The sequence below is a fragment of the Streptococcus sp. 2022WUSS037 genome (genome assembly GCF_044427225.1).
Classification (GTDB): domain Bacteria; phylum Bacillota; class Bacilli; order Lactobacillales; family Streptococcaceae; genus Streptococcus.
In genome coordinates this window covers 1-15,903 of the sequence record NZ_JAOTGJ010000036.1, presented here as the reverse complement: position 1 = coordinate 15,903, position 15,903 = coordinate 1, and the positions used below count along the sequence as shown (strand labels likewise).

Sequence of the window (15,903 nt, the reverse complement as noted above, 5' to 3'; positions counted from 1 at the left end):
CTTACTCTTCATGGGAGAGAGGTTCAAATGAAAATCATAATCGATTAATTCGGAGATGGTTACCTAAAGGAACCAAGAAAACGACTCCGAAAGAAGTAGCTTTTATCGAAAATTGGATTAACAACTACCCTAAAAAATGCTTGGACTACAAGTCGCCAAGTGAATTTCTTTTGGGTGGCTAACTTCAACTTGAAATTTTGGAAAAAATAAAGAGAAAATAAACCATTCCTAAAAATTGTCTGACACTTTTAAGGAATTATGCTATACTATTGTTATAAAAATCACAAAGGAAACGATATGAAACTGCAAAACCTTCAAGTTGGACAATCTTATTTAGTCAAAGATTGTCTAACGCAAGATGATATTCGTAAACACTTAGCGCACTTGGGTTTGAAAGTCGGAGAAGAGATTCGCATCATTTCAAAAACCAAGACCAATGCTATTTTCCAAGTCAAGGCAAGCCGTCTAGCCCTAGACAGAGAAATTATTGAATCTCTGGTTTTAATAGAAAAGTCAGCTACGGAAATAATCAATCTATCTGAGGCACCTATTGGTAGCTCAGCTAAGGTCATGGACATCTATGCAACAGGTGCACTCCGTCGTCGCCTCATGGATATGGGACTTACAAAGAACACGCAGCTATTTCTCAAAAAAGTCGCGCCCCTGGGAGATCCAATCGAAATCACCTTGAGAGGATATGAGCTGACACTACGCAAATCCGAAGCGCAAATGATTGGTGTTCAAATCACAAGCGAGGTGAAGAAATGACAAAACACATCGCCCTTGCAGGAAATCCAAATAGCGGAAAAACAACTCTTTTCAACCTCCTAACAGGAACCAACCAACGTGTTGGTAACTGGCCTGGAGTCACCGTTGAAAGAAAATCTGGAACAATCAAAAAGCGAAAGCATTTACTAATTCAAGATTTACCAGGTATCTACTCACTATCTCCCTACACACCAGAAGAACGGGTTGCCAGAGATTATTTGATAGCGGACCAACCAGCTGCTATCCTCAACGTCCTTGATGCAACAAACTTGGAGCGAAATCTCTATCTAACCTTGCAGTTATTAGAAATGGGCCTTCCTATTGTTATCGCCCTCAATATGACAGACGCCCTGAAAAGTCAAGGTCGCTCAATAAACAGCGACCAGCTCTCCTATCAATTGGGAGTTCCTGTACAGCCTATCAGTGCACTAAAAAAGCTAGGTATATCCCAGCTCCTCCATGAAGTAGAAAAAATTACCAATCAACAAGCCGAGCCAATCTATCCTCAGTATGACAAACAATTTGAAGCCGGTCTCGCCCAAGTTATTGACCTATTATCGGATTCCATCCCAAATCATCAAAAACGCTTCTACGCCATTAAGCTACTCGAACAAGATCAAGTCATTCTAGACCAATTGCAACTAAATGCACAAGATATGCTTGATTTGACCGAAATCATTGCCATTTTGGAAAAAATTTACGCAGACGATATGGAAGCCATTATCGTTAATCAACGCTACCAATTTATCGAGAAAATCACAGAACTGGTCACAAAAGACAGCGATAAGACTTTTAACCTGTCTGATAACATCGACCGACTTGTTACCAATCGTTTTCTTGCCCTCCCTATCTTTGCGGCAGTCATGTGGCTGACCTACTTCCTGTCTATTCAAACGGTTGGTACAATGGGGACTGACTGGGTGAATGATATCCTCTTCGGAGAGCTTGTTCCAAGCCTTATTCAGGAAAATCTAGATCGATTTGAAATCGCTGGCTGGCTACAATCTCTGGTCCTTGATGGCATTATTGCAGGATGCGGAGCCATTCTAGGTTTTGTACCACAAATTTTCGTCCTCTTCGTCTGCTTGGGAATCTTGGAAGACATCGGCTATATGAGCCGAGTCGCCTTTGTCATGGATAGGATTTTTAGACGTTTTGGGCTATCAGGCAAATCCTTTATTCCCATGTTGATTTCCACAGGCTGTGGCGTTCCTGGAGTCATGGCAAGCCGGACTATCGAAAATGAACAGGACCGAAAAATCACCATTATGACAGCAACCTTCATGCCCTGTTCTGCCAAACTTCCTATCATTTCGCTGGTAGCCGGTGCTTTCTTTCCTGACAATCCTTGGATTGCTCCAAGCGCCTATTTTGTCGGTATGGCTGCCATCGTCCTATCCGGAATGGCACTAAAAAAGACCAAGCAGCTCGGTGGAGTCGCAAGCCCCTTTATCATGGAATTACCATCTTATCACTTACCGAAACTCAGTACGGTTCTCCGGTATGCATTCGATAAGGCACTTAGTTTTATCAAACGAGCTGGTACCATTATATTTGTGACCAACATCATTATTTGGTTCAGTAGTTCCTATAATTGGTCTTTACAAATGGTAGAAACAGATGAGAGTATCTTAGCCTTCATTGGACGCAGTTTTTCTCTCCTCTTTGCCCCACTTGGTTTTGGAAATTGGCGAGCAACTGTTGCAGCCATTACAGGTCTCTTAGCCAAGGAAACCGTCATTGCCACCTTTGGTATCCTCTATAAATTAGGAGAAACAACCGAAGAAAATCCCGAACTCTGGGGGCTTTTACAACAAGACTATACCGCATTATCAGCCTATTCCTTCCTAGTCTTCAATCTCCTCTGTGCCCCTTGTTTTGCGGCTATTGGTGCCATTCACCGTGAAATGGGAGAAGCCAAGTGGACATGGATTGCTATCGGTTTCCAAACAGGTTTAGCCTATGCAAGTAGTTTGGTTATCTATCAGATTGGTCTTGTACTTATCTACGGACAATTACCAACCGTCTGGACATTTATCGCTATCTTTCTAATTATCATAGCCATCTACAGCCTAGTGAAAAAACCAGCCAATACTCTTCCAATCGTCACGCTAAAAACATTAGAAAAAGGAGAATATTAATGCCCACACTTATCCTCTTTCTCATCATCGTCATCTTATTTTCTCTTGCTATTCGCAGTCTCATCAAAGGAAAAGGATCCTGCGGAGATTGTTCCTGCGACTGTGCTATTAAGCAAGAAATGAACGAATCTTCTCACCATAGACATCCATAACAAAAAGGTCTGCCTCATTATTGTGCAGACCTTTTTACATGTAGCTTGTCTATTAAATTTTTAAGTAGCGGTTCATGGAAATGACTGATCCCAAGGAACCAATAATAATACCAATTACAAAAAGTGCGCCAATCATTCCTGGAACAAAGACATTCATACTAATCAGAGACAAATCTTGACTAGCAAGACTAGCATTTACTGAAGTATAGATCATCTTATAAAGAGAATAGACTAAAACAGAAGGTAAAATAGCTCCGAGGAACCCTACCCAGGCACCTTCCCAGAGGAATGGTCCACGAATATAACTGTTTTTAGCACCAACCAGACGCATAATCTGAATTTCACGGCTACGAGAAATAATAGTAATTCGAATGGTATTGGAAATCAAGAAGACCGCCGTAAAGAGTAACAAACCAGTCGCTGCCAATCCCCAAGTCCGAACTAAATCAGCCAACTTGAAAATACGCTCTGTCTCTACTTCACCATCTCGAACCTCTGTAACACCATCAATTTTTGCAATTTCTGCAGCCACAGATTTAACATAATTTGGATCTGTCGTATCAATGATATAAGCATCGTAAAGTGGATTGGCATCTCCTTGGAATAAGTTCCAAGTATCTCCCAAGGTAGCTGTTAATTTCTGCAACTGTTCATCCTTACTTGAATAAGTAACAGATTGTACATTTTCTAAGGCTGTAATCTGATTGTAAACCTTTTGGAAATCTGGATTAGCTACCGTCTCTCCTGCTTCGTTCACAATCGTCTCAGCTTGATCAGTTGAGTTCGCTCTCAAGTATACATTGATACGTACATTCTGTTCCAAATCCGAAGCAAGCTTTGCTGTGTTTAAAATAACTGAAGCAAATAGACCAACCAAAGTAAGAGTAATAGCTACAGATGAAATAGCTGCAATTGTCATCCAACCATTTCGCTTCAAACTCTTCAATGATTCAATAAAATGTCTAAAAAATCGTCTAATCATCGTATCCATACTCTCCTTGTTCTTCATCCCGTACTACTCGACCGTCTTCGATCGCGATTACCCGATGGCGGAGGGTATTAACAATCTGGCTGTTATGAGTTGCCATAAGAACCGTTGTCCCCTGCAAATTGATTCGCTCCAATAGATTCATGATTTCCCAAGAGTTTTCGGGGTCCAAGTTACCAGTTGGCTCATCAGCAATCAATACTTTAGGATTATTTACAATGGCACGGGCAATAGCAATCCGCTGTTGCTCACCACCTGAAAGTTCATTTGGGAAAGAACGAATCTTGTGCTTCAAACCAACCAAATCTAAAACTTCCATTACACGTTTCTTGATATTCCGTGGTTTCTCACCGATAACTTCCATGGCATAAGCAATATTTTCAAAGACAGTCTTTTTAGGTAAGAGTTTGTAGTCTTGGAAAACCACTCCTACACTACGACGCAGAAGAGGAACATCTCTCTTTTTAATTTTTGCAAGGTCAAACTTACCAACCTTTAAACTCCCCTTATCGAGCTTTTCCTCCCGATACAAGAGTTTGATAAAGGTTGACTTACCTGCACCAGAAGGACCTACAATATAGGCAAATTCTCCCGCTTCAACATTGACTGATACTCCGCGAAGGGCAGTCGTTCCGTTTCCATATTTCTTGGAAACGTCTTTCATTTCTATAATTCCCATAGGATTTTCTGTCTTAGACAGTCCTTTCTTTAGATTTGAGAACGTTTTTTTAAAATACAGTCCGTATTCTCTCAAAAAACTTCCTTGATGAGCGAAAAACTCTCTCTTATATACAAGTACCTCACTTGTAAATACAGATTCTTAGCTAATTCGCCATTTTAAATAAGCATCTATAAAGCCGTCCAAGTCTCCGTCCATAACCTTATCGACTTGAGCCACCTCATAACCAGTACGGTGGTCTTTTACCATTGTATAAGGTGTAAAGACATAAGAACGAATCTGACTTCCCCAAGTGATTTCTTTCTTGTCACCCTTGAGTGAGTCGACCTCTGCCGCCTTCTTCTCCTGCTCCAATTGATACAATTTAGCCTGCAAGAGTTTCATTGCACGGTCTCGGTTTCCATACTGAGTACGGTCAACTGTGGACTGAGTCACAATCCCTGTCGGAATGTGCGTCAATCGAACACCTGTTGAGACCTTGTTGACGTTCTGTCCACCAGCACCTCCTGACCGGAAGGTATCCATCTTCACTTCATCATCTCTGATTTCAATTTCAATGGTATCGTCCAATTCAGGCATGACCTCTACCGAAGTAAAGGAAGTATGGCGGCGTTTGGCAGAGTCAAATGGTGAGATACGCACCAAACGATGAACTCCCATTTCTGATTTGAGCAAACCATAGGCATTTGGACCTGTAAAGCTCAGAGTTACGGACTTAATACCTGCCTCATCACCAGCTTGATAATCCAATGTTTCTACTGTAAAACCTTTGGCATTTCCATAACGCTGATACATCCGCAGGAGCATTTCACCCCAGTCTTGTGCCTCGGTACCACCCGAACCTGGATGGATTTCCAAGATAGCGTTATTGTGATCATAGGGTTCCGACAAAAGTAAGGTCATCTCATAGGCAGTCATGGCTTTGTCCAAGTCTGCCAACTTCTCAACCAATTCATCCCGAACAGACTCATCTTCTGCTAGAAAATCTAGCAAAATTTCAGATTCATCATATAAATCCAACATCTGATGGAAATTTCCATAGGTATTTTTTAATTCATTCAACTCCTGAGACGTCTTCTGAGCAGCCAAATTATCATTCCAGAAATCTGGCTCCGTCATCTTGTTCTCAAGAATGGCAATCTCTTCTTCCAGACCTTCTAAGTCAAAGAGACCCCCTAAAAGAAGTTAATTTTTTGCCAAGTTCTTCAATCTTTTGGCGAATTTCTGCTGTATCCATATACACCTCATTTTTATTCATCTCTTTATTATATCACATTTGCAGGCTCTTTACCATGTTGAGAAAGGCCGCTTGCTCCGCTATAACATCATCATTGTCTGATGAAATACCTGCGATAAAGTCTACCATTTCATCATTAGGCTGTTTGACCAATTGCCCCAAGGCCCAGATAGCCGTCGCCATGTGGACCGGATTTTGTTTTTTATCGATAATTTCTAGGAGTTTGGGAATAGCAGAGCGATCATTACTATTAGCCAAGGCTATGATGGCATTGCGCTGGAGAATATTTTTCCCCCGCCAAGAACCAGCAATCATGCCAAATTTTTCCTTGAATTGCCCATTTGACAAGTCCAAGAATGGAATCAGCTCAGGCTCAGCCAAATCAGGGTCGATCTCCACCACAGGTGGACTGGAAATTCCCTTGTTGTAAGGACAACAAATCTGGCAAATATCACAACCATAGATGACCGTCTTGATTTTCTTACGAAACTCCAAGTCCATCATACCCTTATCCTGTGTCTGAAAGGACAGACAGCGACGGGCATTCATGGTCGTATCACCTAATAGACAAGACGTTGGGCAGGCTGCAACACAGCGATTGCAATCACCACAATCGTAATCTACTGGTTGATCTGGTTCGATGTCCAGGTTGGTCACTAATTCTCCTAGAAACATATAGGAACCAAATTCCTTAGAAATGACTAGCCCATTCTTACCGATAAAGCCTATTCCAGCTCTTCTGGCAACAGCAGTATCCACCAAGGCACCAGTGTCCACCATGGCCTTATATTCCAAGCCATCCGTCAACTGCTCAATCCCACGAGCCAAACGTTCTAGCTTGTCCTGTATGACATAGTGGTAGTCCAAGCCCCAGGAATTTGGCGTTATTTTACCTCGTTTGAACTGAGTTTTATGGGGTTTGACAGGTAAGTGACGAGGATAGGCTACCGCGATAGAAATAATGGTCTTGGCAGATGATAAAGACAGTTTGGGACGAATACGTTCTTCGATATTCTTGTGTTCGAAGCCTGACGAACGCCCCTCTTCCTGACTAGCACGAAGTGATTTCTCCAAATAAGCAAAATCATCAGCCGTTGTAAAACCAATCTTCGAGATTCCAATTTCCTGAGATAATTTAATAATCTCTTCCTTAATATTCATTATATTCATTTTAGCAAACTTTGGATATATTTAGCAAGACCTACATAGCTAAATAAGTTATTAATATAACAAAAAACGTTAGCGCAAAACAAAAAATATTCATACGAACATAGGCCTTCTCCCGCCAAATACTGGTCAAGACATACATGACATTAATACCGATTGCTCCCCCTAAGCCGTTAGCCAGTAAATCGGTTATATCTGCAACTCCAAGTAAAAGAAGATATTGCAGAACCTCAAAACAGAGACTCACTAACATAATCAAACATAGATTAGCCACCCACGATGCCTTACGAAATAGCATTTCCATATAAATACCAAAGGGAATAAAACTTACAATATTAAATAGAATTTCTGGAAAATCCAGCACTCCATCATAGACTGCTGTTCCTGCAAACGGAATTAAGTTTATACTAGCATAACCATAGCGTCCATATAAGATGCTCAAGTCCATCTTAAAGACAATCATCCAAGTAAGTAAAAGGAGATAGGCAAAAAATAAAAACATACTCATTTTCTTTGTCTGCATAGAAATTCTCCTCTCAACTAGCATATTTTATCATTATATCATAAATGCTGTTCCATAAAATGTCACTTCTATGACAAAGCTCGTTCCATATTACAAGTACTTTACATCCTGCTAAAAAACAGAAAAGGAAGACAATACCAAGCCTCCCCTTATTCAAAAAAATATCTTACTTAAAATGTCTGATTGCTATGCTGAAAAGCCTTATATTGATGGATTTGTAGCATCAAACGCTCAAAGTTCGCCTCCTTACATGCTCGCATGATTAAGAAGCAATCAATAAACTTCCACAAATAAAGTCCCAAAAATAACAAGAACCCAATCAAGATAAATAGCGTAACAAAAGATACTGCAAAAGCAATCAGCTTGGCAAATCCCAATTCTTTATTCCCGACATAAAAACGGTCGACACCAAACTCACCGAAGAAAATAGCCAAAATAAGAGCGACAAGAGGTTGACGCATCTCAACCATCATAAGAACGTTCAAAGCCTCATCATCTAAATCTTCTAGTTCTTTTTGCAGAATGAATAACTTATCAGATGGCAAATAACTGCTTTTACTTAAAATATAATTCTGAAGATAATTCATATAAACTCCTACCTCTTCAAAATTATAGCAGTTTCTTATTCTTCAAGCAAGCCTGCAGGGGAAAACAGTGTCAGAAATCGTTTACATATTTTCTTTTTTTGCTATAATGAAACTAGATTACAAGGAGGTTCATATGAGAGTTATTATTCATTATCCAAAACCTATCAAACAACTATCCTCCCAAAAACTTCCACTCCTGGTAGATGGAAAAATTGCTGGGACAGTTACTCAAGGTAAAATTCTAAGCTTACCAATTACACAACCATCTGTTACACTAAGCATTCGAGGGGATAAAAAATCAAGCATTCAGGTTAAAGACGGCGATAGGGTTCAAATAATAGAAAACAGTAAGTACTTCACCCTCTACTATTTCAGCTTGGCTATCCTTCCAATTGTCATCTTTTTCCAATTTTCTACGATGATAAAGATAATCCTACTTGCTACATCTCTAATCTTTACATTTTTGGGGCAAGTAATCTTCCCAAAATACATTATCAGTACAGAAAAAAGCTCAGACCACTAAATCTGAGCTTTTTCAAATGATATAGTCTTCAGTTTGCTTTTAGTACAAGGCACCGAGGCGCAGGAGGCTGGGCAAAAAGTCCAAAGCCACTTCTCAGAGTTCGTGTCAACATCTCAGCGCAGTGGTTGATTGGCAGATTTGTTCGTGTTTCACACTCTAAATCTGACCTAATCAACTGTGCGGGGGTGGGAAGACGAACTCTTTTTTGACTAGTTGAGTTCTTTCCCACTCCCAAGGCGAGTTAACGAAGTAATAAAAGATAAGCTGAATAACTCTATTAGATAGCTTTTTCATCCAAGCCCAACTTACGTTGTACAAATTTCACAATTTCTACAACAACAACCATGAGACCTGAACCAATAATGGTTACCAACCACTGAGTTGGAGAGAGAACGGAGACATGGAAGAAATTGCTAAATCCTGGAACAACGATTGTCGCCATTAACAAAAGGAAGGCAAATGGAATTGACCAGTTAAAGAGCTTGTTCTTGAATGGTCCAACGGTAAAGATAGATTGGTAAACAGACTTAACGTTGAAGGCATGTACCAACTGAATCAATCCAAGAGTAACATAGGCCATCGTAAGAGCATCCGCATGAATGGCATGGTTATCTCCAGCGTGCTCTGGGTAAAGAAGTGCAAAACCATATACACCCAAGACAAGCGCTGTTTGAAGGATACCTTGATAGATAATCGAACTCATGACACCACCTGAGAAGAAGCTTGAGTTACGTCCACGAGGTTTGTGCTGCATAACACCTGGTTCAGCAGGTTCAACACCAAGGGCAATCGCTGGAAGTGTATCTGTTACCAAGTTAATCCAAAGAAGATGAACTGGCTCCAATACGTCCCAACCAAAGAGGGTTGCAAGGAAGATACACAATACTTCAGCTGTGTTAGCTGACAAGAGATATTGGATGGTTTTTTGGATGTTTGAGAAGACCTTACGTCCTTCTTCCACCGCAACGATAATAGTCGCAAAGTTGTCATCTGCAAGGACCATATCAGAGGCACCTTTCGAAACTTCTGTACCAGTGATACCCATACCGATACCAATGTCGGCAGTCTTAAGTGATGGTGCATCGTTAACACCGTCACCAGTCATGGCAACAACCTTACCATCATTTTGCCAAGCCTTAACGATACGAACCTTGTGTTCTGGAGATACACGAGCATATACAGAATATTGCTTGAAGACTTTTTGGAATTCTTCATCCGTCAATTCGTTGAGCTCTGCACCTGTAAATACATGGTCTTCTGTATCGTTTGGATCGATGATACCAAGACGTTTTGCAATCGCCTCAGCTGTATCTTGGTGGTCACCTGTAATCATGATTGGACGGATACCAGCTTCCTTAGCGACACGAACAGCTTCTGCCGCTTCAGGACGCTCAGGGTCAATCATACCAACCAAACCTGAGAATATAAGGTCGTTTTCAACAACGTCAGATTCCAACTCAGGAATAGCATCAACATACTTGTATGCCATCATCAAGACACGGAGGGCTTGTTTAGCCAACTCTTTGTTGGTTGCAAGGATAGCTTGCTTATCCGCATCAGTAATCGGACGAACTGTACCGTTTTCTTCAATTTGCGTTACACGTTTCAACAACTGATCTGGAGCACCTTTAACAGCTACGAAGAAGTTTCCAGCAGCTTGTTGGTGAACGGTTGACATCAATTTACGTGTTGAATCAAATGGCAATTCAGCTACACGAGGCTCAGATACCAAGACTTCACGAACGTCAAAGTTTTGATCCAAACCAAATTGAACAAGTGCCGTTTCAGTTGGGTCACCAATCAATTTACCTGTTGGGTCAACTTTCGTATCGTTGGCAAAGTTCATAACACGAAGCGTTGTATTGCTTGCGTCCAATGCTTCTTTAGCATCCACCAATTGACCATTTGTGTAGACTTTCTCAACAGTCATCTGGTTCATGGTCAAGGTACCAGTCTTATCTGATGCAATGATTTCAGTTGAACCAAGTGTTTCAACGGCTGGTAACTTACGAATGATAGAGTTACGTTTTGCCAAGACCTGTGTACCAAGAGAAAGGACAACAGTTACGATTGCTGGCAAACCTTCTGGAATAGCCGCAACCGCAAGGGCAACAGAGGTCATAAGGTTAGCCAATGCCGCTTCTCCGACTGTCAAAGAAGGGTCACGTCGGAACATTCCGACTGCAAAGGTGATTGCTGCAATAATCAACACTGCATAGGTCAAGACCTTAGACAATTGGTGCAAGTTTTGTTTCAACGGCGTATCTGTCTCATCTGCATTGGCAAGCATGCCTGCAATGTGACCAACTTCAGTGTACATACCTGTATTTGTAACCACACCAAGACCACGACCGTAAGTAACGTTTGAGTTTTGGTAAGCCATGTTGACACGGTCACCGATCGGTGCATCTTCAGCCAAAACTGCTGACAAATCTTTATCAACTGGTACAGACTCACCTGTAAGAGCTGCCTCTTCGATTTTAAGGGAGTTAGCTTCCAACAAACGCATATCGGCAGGAACAACATCACCTGCTTCAAGCAAGACGATGTCACCTGGTACCAAGTCTTTAGAATCAACCTCGACTACATGATTGTCACGAAGCGCACGCGCAACTGGGCTTGACATGTTTTTTAGCGCCTCAATGGCTGCCTCAGCTTGACCTTCTTGATAAACACCAAAGGCAGCGTTCAAGATAACCACGGCCAAAATGATGATGGCATCTGTCAAACCATGTGAACCTTCTGTAATCACCGTCAAAATTGCGGCTGCAATCAAGATAATGATCATCAAGTCCTTGAACTGATCCAAGAATTTCGCTAAGAGTGTACGCTTCTCACCCTCATCCAATTCATTACGACCATAGTCTGCTAGACGTTTGCTAGCTTCGCTACTAGACAAACCATCTAAAGAAGACTCCATGCTTGACAATACTTGCTCTTCGCTTTGTGTATAAAACAAATCGCGTTTTTGTTCTTTTGACAATTTCCTTCTCCTTCTCGGTCTCTTTTTTACCTAACAAATAAAAAAGAGACCTGTCTTATTAAAACAAGTCTCGCTATTTAATATATTGCCGGAAACAAGTCGGATTGACGACAATATCACGGAATTTTCCGCTAGCTACTCCCTCGATTTGTTAACTATTATATCAAAAATCCCGAGAAATTCAAGAATATTTTTCTGGAAATAAGAGATTATTTCCACGAGATTTCCAAATCATAGGAAGCAAAAACTTGCTGGTTCTCCAATCCCTTTAATTCATATTGCAACTGGACACTTTGATCCGAACGGTTTAATTGGTAACGTTTTGTATCGGTCACAAAATGCTGGATTCCTAACGGTGTAGGAATGGTCACAATAGCTTCTTTACCAGAAATGAATCGCATAATAGACTTCGGAGTGGAAAAGCGTGTCATCACTAACTCTTCTTCGTCACATTTTATGACAACTTTTTCAGCTTCATCGTTACTATAAATGAGATAGAGAGTGCCATCTTTTTCCTTAACTTCCACTTGAAATTGCTGATCCACTACCTCAATCTGCCCGTCCAGATCAATTTCATTTCGTAAATAAATATCCATAGGTCCTCCTACTATTTTTTAATCCTAGTAACAAAGGAAGAACGAAGCAGAGTAAAGCCTGTATACGCTGCAATGAAGACTACCAAAATTTTTAAATTATTAATATCCAAATTTGATAAGAAGAAAGCGGCTGTCAAAACCCCCAGCACCCCACCGACAATGATTCCTGGAACTCCTGGCCAATTTACTCGTCCTGATTGGATAAACTGCTTGGCACCAGCTGTCATAATCATAGCAGCATTCAACATCATGACCGGAAGAGCAACTGCTGGACTAATTCCCATCAATGAGAAGAAGATTAACTCAGGAGCATAGTTACCCAGCCCCATACTCATCAGCATTCCCACCATAAAATCAAAGGCAATACCAACAGCCAGTTTCCAACCAGTTAAGCCCTTTACTTCATTAGTAAGATCTGCACCAGGGTTAGTAATCATGCGATATACCATGAAACAGGCTGCAATAATTAGCAAAATCCCAAGAATTCGTTGAACTTTCTTTGTATCCCATTTTTGAGTTACCTTGGCACCAACAAAGGCACCCGTAAATGCCGCTACTGCCATAGCAATCAGAGTGACCATGTCAACCTCAACTATCGTAATAAACAATAGCGCCTCTACTAAGACTGGTATGATGTGCGCCGTTGTCATGGTCGCAGGAATTTTACGATCGTCTTCCACCAACTTTGTCAGTTTAAACATAGTGGTTGTTGTTGCAAAGGTTCCAATCCCCAAGGTGTCTAGCAAATCAGTGACATAACCGATACCAAATCCTGTCCAAAATTTCTCTTTTAGAGAAATATCGTGCTTTTTAGCATAGGATAGAATTGTGTAAAGCATCCAAAGAATCAGTGCTACAATAAAGACCTGAATAGTTAATAAGATAATTTGATTATTCATTTCTCCATTATACCAAAAGATTCCTTTGGATACATAGCAATATCCTTGTATTTTAGAAAAATCAGGAATTTATCTCCCTTTTTTGTTATAATAAAACTATGATAGAAAAAGTATTTCGCGATCCAGTTCATAACTATGTACATGTTGATCATGAGCTGATTTATAAACTTATCAATACAAAAGAATTTCAGCGACTACGCCGCATCAAGCAACTAGGGACTACTTCCTATACCTTCCATGGTGGCGAGCATAGCCGCTTTTCGCACTGCCTTGGCGCCTACGAAATCGCCAGACGGATTACTCAAAAATTTGAAGACAAGTATCCACAAATATGGGATACAAATGAGTCCCTACTGACCATGGTTGCTGCGCTACTCCATGATGTCGGACACGGAGCCTATTCTCATACCTTCGAGCGTCTATTTGATACAGACCATGAGGAAATGACCTGTGCTATTATTACTAGTCCAGAAACGGAAATAAATGCTCTGTTGAAACAAGTTTCGCCTGAGTTTCCAGACAAGGTTGCTAGTGTTATCAAACACACCTATCCAAATAAACAGGTCGTTCAACTCATTTCGAGCCAGATTGATGTTGACCGAATGGATTATCTATTACGAGATTCCTACTTCACAGGAGCAAACTATGGTGAATTTGACCTAACTAGGATATTACGTGTCATTCGCCCGACAGAAAATGGAATTGCCTTCAAAGAATCTGGTATGCATGCAGTAGAAGACTACGTTCTCAGCCGCTACCAGATGTACATGCAAGTCTATTTTCATCCAGCAAGCCGCTCTATGGAAGTCCTATTGCAGAATTTACTCAATCGTGCCAAACTACTATATACTAGTGAACAGGAGTTTTTTGCACGAACTTCACCTCGGCTATTACCTTTTTTTGAGCATCGTATCCGTCTAACCGACTACCTCAGTCTGGATGATGGAGTTATGAATACTTACTTTCAATCATGGATAGATGGACCAGATCGTATTTTATCTGACTTAGCTCAGCGCTATATCAATAGGAAAGTGCTCAAATCCATCACTTTCAAGGCCGAAGAAGAGGAAGCTTTGGACCGCCTGCGTAGCCTGGTCGCAGATGTCGGTTTTGACCCAGAATACTATACTGCTATTCACCACAACTTCGATTTGCCGTATGACATTTACCGTCCGAATGCAGAAAAGAAACGGACTCAAATTGAGATTTATCGCAAAGATGAAACCTTGGTAGAACTATCCTCTCTATCACCAATTGTTCACTCCCTATCAGGCACAATCCACGGCGATAGCCGTTTCTATTTCCCAAAAGAAATGTTAGAAGAAACAGGGATTTTCGCACCTCAAATAGCTGATTTTAACAACCATATACATAACGATCATTTTATAATTGGAGAATCAAATGAGCATTAAACTTGTCGCCATCGATATTGATGGTACACTACTAAATAGTCAACACCAAATTACAGCTGAAGTACATTCAGCAATCCAAGAAGCAAAAAAAGCAGGCGTTAAAATTGTTATTGCTACTGGTCGCCCCATTTCCGGTGTTCAAGCAATTTTAGAAGAACTCAATCTTACAGAAGCAGGTGACTACGTCATCACTTTTAACGGTGGCTTAGTCCAAGATGCAGCAACTGGTGAGGATATTGTCAAAGATACCTTGACTTATGAGGATTATCTCGACATCGAATCTGCTGCCCGTAAACTCAAGCTCCCAATGCATGCCAGCACCAAGGAAGGTATCTATACTGCCAACCGTAACATCGGTAAATACACCATTTACGAATCAACACTAGTAAGTGCACCCATTTTCTATCGCACTCCGGAAGAAATGGCTGACAAGGAAATCATCAAAACAATGATGGTTGATGAGCCAGAAATTCTTGATGCTGCTATTCCACTTCTTCCGACCAGCTTGACTGAGAAGTACAACGTTGCAAAATCAGCACCATTTTATTTGGAAATCACCCCTAAAACAGTTAACAAGGGACAAGCTATCATTCATCTGGCGAAAAAACTTGGTTTAACTATGGACCAAACCATGGCTATTGGTGATCAGGAAAATGACCGCCCAATGCTAGAAGTCGTTGGCAATCCCGTTGTCATGGAAAATGGCAATTCAGAACTCAAGAAAATTGCCAAGTTTATTACGAAATCAAATGATGAGAGTGGAGTAGCACACGCTCTGAGAGAATGGGTACTGAAATAGCCTCTTAAAATATCAAAAAAAAGGCATCGGATTCAAAATCCGATGCTTTTTGTTATAGTCTTTTAGTTTACTTTTAGTACTCGCTCCAAAGGTTTGGGGAACCTTTGGAGGTTGGAGATAAGGCGAAGTAAGTTCGCTTCAATAGCTGCAGACAGCTTGTACAGTCGAGTGACTGTGCAAGGTTGGAGATAGTACTTGCGGAGCAAGTCACCCCTGCAGAGTACGGCAAAGCGAGTTCACACAATCCATTGGAGTGTGTGAAGTTGGAAATAAGGAAACGGAGTTTCCTCTTACGTCGAAGCAATAAAAGAAAAACTAAATGACTGATATGTAAAGCCCTTTGTCAAGTAAAAAACAATCGAACTGATAAAAAATGAAAAGTATCTAGAAAGAGCCTAGTTCTTAGCTTCGGGCATTGGCCACTCTGATATTCGTGGATTGGTTACCTA

Annotated in this window: 16 protein-coding genes; 7 read left to right on the top strand and 9 right to left on the bottom strand. The window is 40.9% G+C overall.

The genetic code is table 11. From position 1 onward, the window contains the following. The 4 genes from ODU55_RS10140 to ODU55_RS10125 all read left to right on the top strand — a co-directional run. A partial coding sequence (locus tag ODU55_RS10140; protein WP_142759956.1) for an IS30 family transposase occupies positions 1-182 on the top strand: 182 nt, incomplete at its 5' end. 115 nt (positions 183-297) lie between these two features. Beyond that, complete coding sequence (locus tag ODU55_RS10135; RefSeq protein ID WP_014637631.1) at positions 298-768, top strand: ferrous iron transport protein A; 471 nt, start codon at positions 298-300, stop codon at positions 766-768. Beyond that, positions 765-2,909: a ferrous iron transport protein B gene (feoB, locus tag ODU55_RS10130; RefSeq protein WP_398582740.1), complete on the top strand. Its 2,145-nt coding sequence runs from the start codon at positions 765-767 to the stop codon at positions 2,907-2,909. The genes ODU55_RS10135 and feoB overlap by 4 nt, the downstream gene beginning before the upstream one ends. Then, complete coding sequence (locus ODU55_RS10125) at positions 2,909-3,061, top strand: hypothetical protein (protein ID WP_004298744.1); 153 nt, start codon at positions 2,909-2,911, stop codon at positions 3,059-3,061. The genes feoB and ODU55_RS10125 overlap by 1 nt, the downstream gene beginning before the upstream one ends. Positions 3,062-3,113: 52 nt before the next feature. Here the strand turns inward: ODU55_RS10125 and ftsX are convergent, their stop codons facing one another. The 6 genes from ftsX to ODU55_RS10095 form a co-directional block, all read right to left on the bottom strand. Beyond that, positions 3,114-4,043, bottom strand: a complete 930-nt coding sequence (gene ftsX / locus ODU55_RS10120) for a permease-like cell division protein FtsX (RefSeq protein WP_398582739.1) — start codon at positions 4,041-4,043, stop codon at positions 3,114-3,116. Further along, entirely contained in the window at positions 4,036-4,728 is a 693-nt protein-coding gene (gene ftsE, locus ODU55_RS10115) for a cell division ATP-binding protein FtsE (RefSeq protein WP_023369634.1), read from the bottom strand. Before ftsE ends, ftsX begins: the two co-directional genes overlap by 8 nt. Before the next feature lie 141 nt (positions 4,729-4,869). After that, positions 4,870-5,965, bottom strand: a protein-coding gene (gene prfB / locus ODU55_RS10110) for a peptide chain release factor 2 (protein ID WP_275601401.1) whose coding sequence is annotated in 2 segments (ribosomal slippage) — positions 4,870-5,892 and positions 5,894-5,965 — 1,095 coding nt in all. Because the reading frame shifts where the segments join, the coding sequence is not laid out codon by codon here. Between the two features lie 33 nt (positions 5,966-5,998). Then, positions 5,999-7,126, bottom strand: coding sequence for a tRNA epoxyqueuosine(34) reductase QueG (gene queG, locus ODU55_RS10105; RefSeq protein WP_398582738.1), 1,128 nt, complete (start codon positions 7,124-7,126; stop codon positions 5,999-6,001). Positions 7,127-7,166: 40 nt separating this feature from the next. Then, positions 7,167-7,655, bottom strand: coding sequence for a VanZ family protein (locus ODU55_RS10100; protein WP_024406710.1), 489 nt, complete (start codon positions 7,653-7,655; stop codon positions 7,167-7,169). Between the two features lie 170 nt (positions 7,656-7,825). Continuing rightward, the gene (locus ODU55_RS10095) at positions 7,826-8,242 is read right to left on the bottom strand and encodes a TM2 domain-containing protein (protein WP_004298733.1); all 417 of its coding nucleotides are present in this window, start codon (positions 8,240-8,242) and stop codon (positions 7,826-7,828) included. Between the two features lie 133 nt (positions 8,243-8,375). Here ODU55_RS10095 and ODU55_RS10090 point away from each other — a divergent pair, with 133 nt between their 5' ends. Next, entirely contained in the window at positions 8,376-8,765 is a 390-nt protein-coding gene (locus ODU55_RS10090; protein ID WP_398582737.1) for a hypothetical protein, read from the top strand. Positions 8,766-9,042: 277 nt separating this feature from the next. On the opposite strand, the gene ODU55_RS10085 is transcribed toward ODU55_RS10090, so the two are convergent. The 3 genes from ODU55_RS10085 to ODU55_RS10075 form a co-directional block, all read right to left on the bottom strand. Further along, positions 9,043-11,748 (bottom strand): cation-translocating P-type ATPase, encoded by a 2,706-nt coding sequence (locus ODU55_RS10085; RefSeq protein WP_398582736.1) that lies wholly within the window; start codon positions 11,746-11,748, stop codon positions 9,043-9,045. 209 nt (positions 11,749-11,957) lie between these two features. Continuing rightward, positions 11,958-12,344, bottom strand: a complete 387-nt coding sequence (locus tag ODU55_RS10080) for a DUF1934 domain-containing protein (RefSeq protein ID WP_044681082.1) — start codon at positions 12,342-12,344, stop codon at positions 11,958-11,960. Positions 12,345-12,355: 11 nt separating this feature from the next. Further along, positions 12,356-13,243 carry a sulfite exporter TauE/SafE family protein gene (locus ODU55_RS10075; RefSeq protein WP_024411790.1) on the bottom strand — a complete coding sequence of 296 codons (888 nt, stop codon included), beginning with the start codon at positions 13,241-13,243 and terminating at the stop codon, positions 12,356-12,358. Positions 13,244-13,341: 98 nt separating this feature from the next. Here ODU55_RS10075 and ODU55_RS10070 point away from each other — a divergent pair, with 98 nt between their 5' ends. After that, the gene (locus ODU55_RS10070; protein ID WP_029171514.1) at positions 13,342-14,655 is read left to right on the top strand and encodes an HD domain-containing protein; all 1,314 of its coding nucleotides are present in this window, start codon (positions 13,342-13,344) and stop codon (positions 14,653-14,655) included. Next, positions 14,645-15,454, top strand: coding sequence for a sugar-phosphatase (yidA, locus tag ODU55_RS10065; protein ID WP_398582735.1), 810 nt, complete (start codon positions 14,645-14,647; stop codon positions 15,452-15,454). Before ODU55_RS10070 ends, yidA begins: the two co-directional genes overlap by 11 nt. Positions 15,455-15,903: the final 449 nt, after the last annotated feature.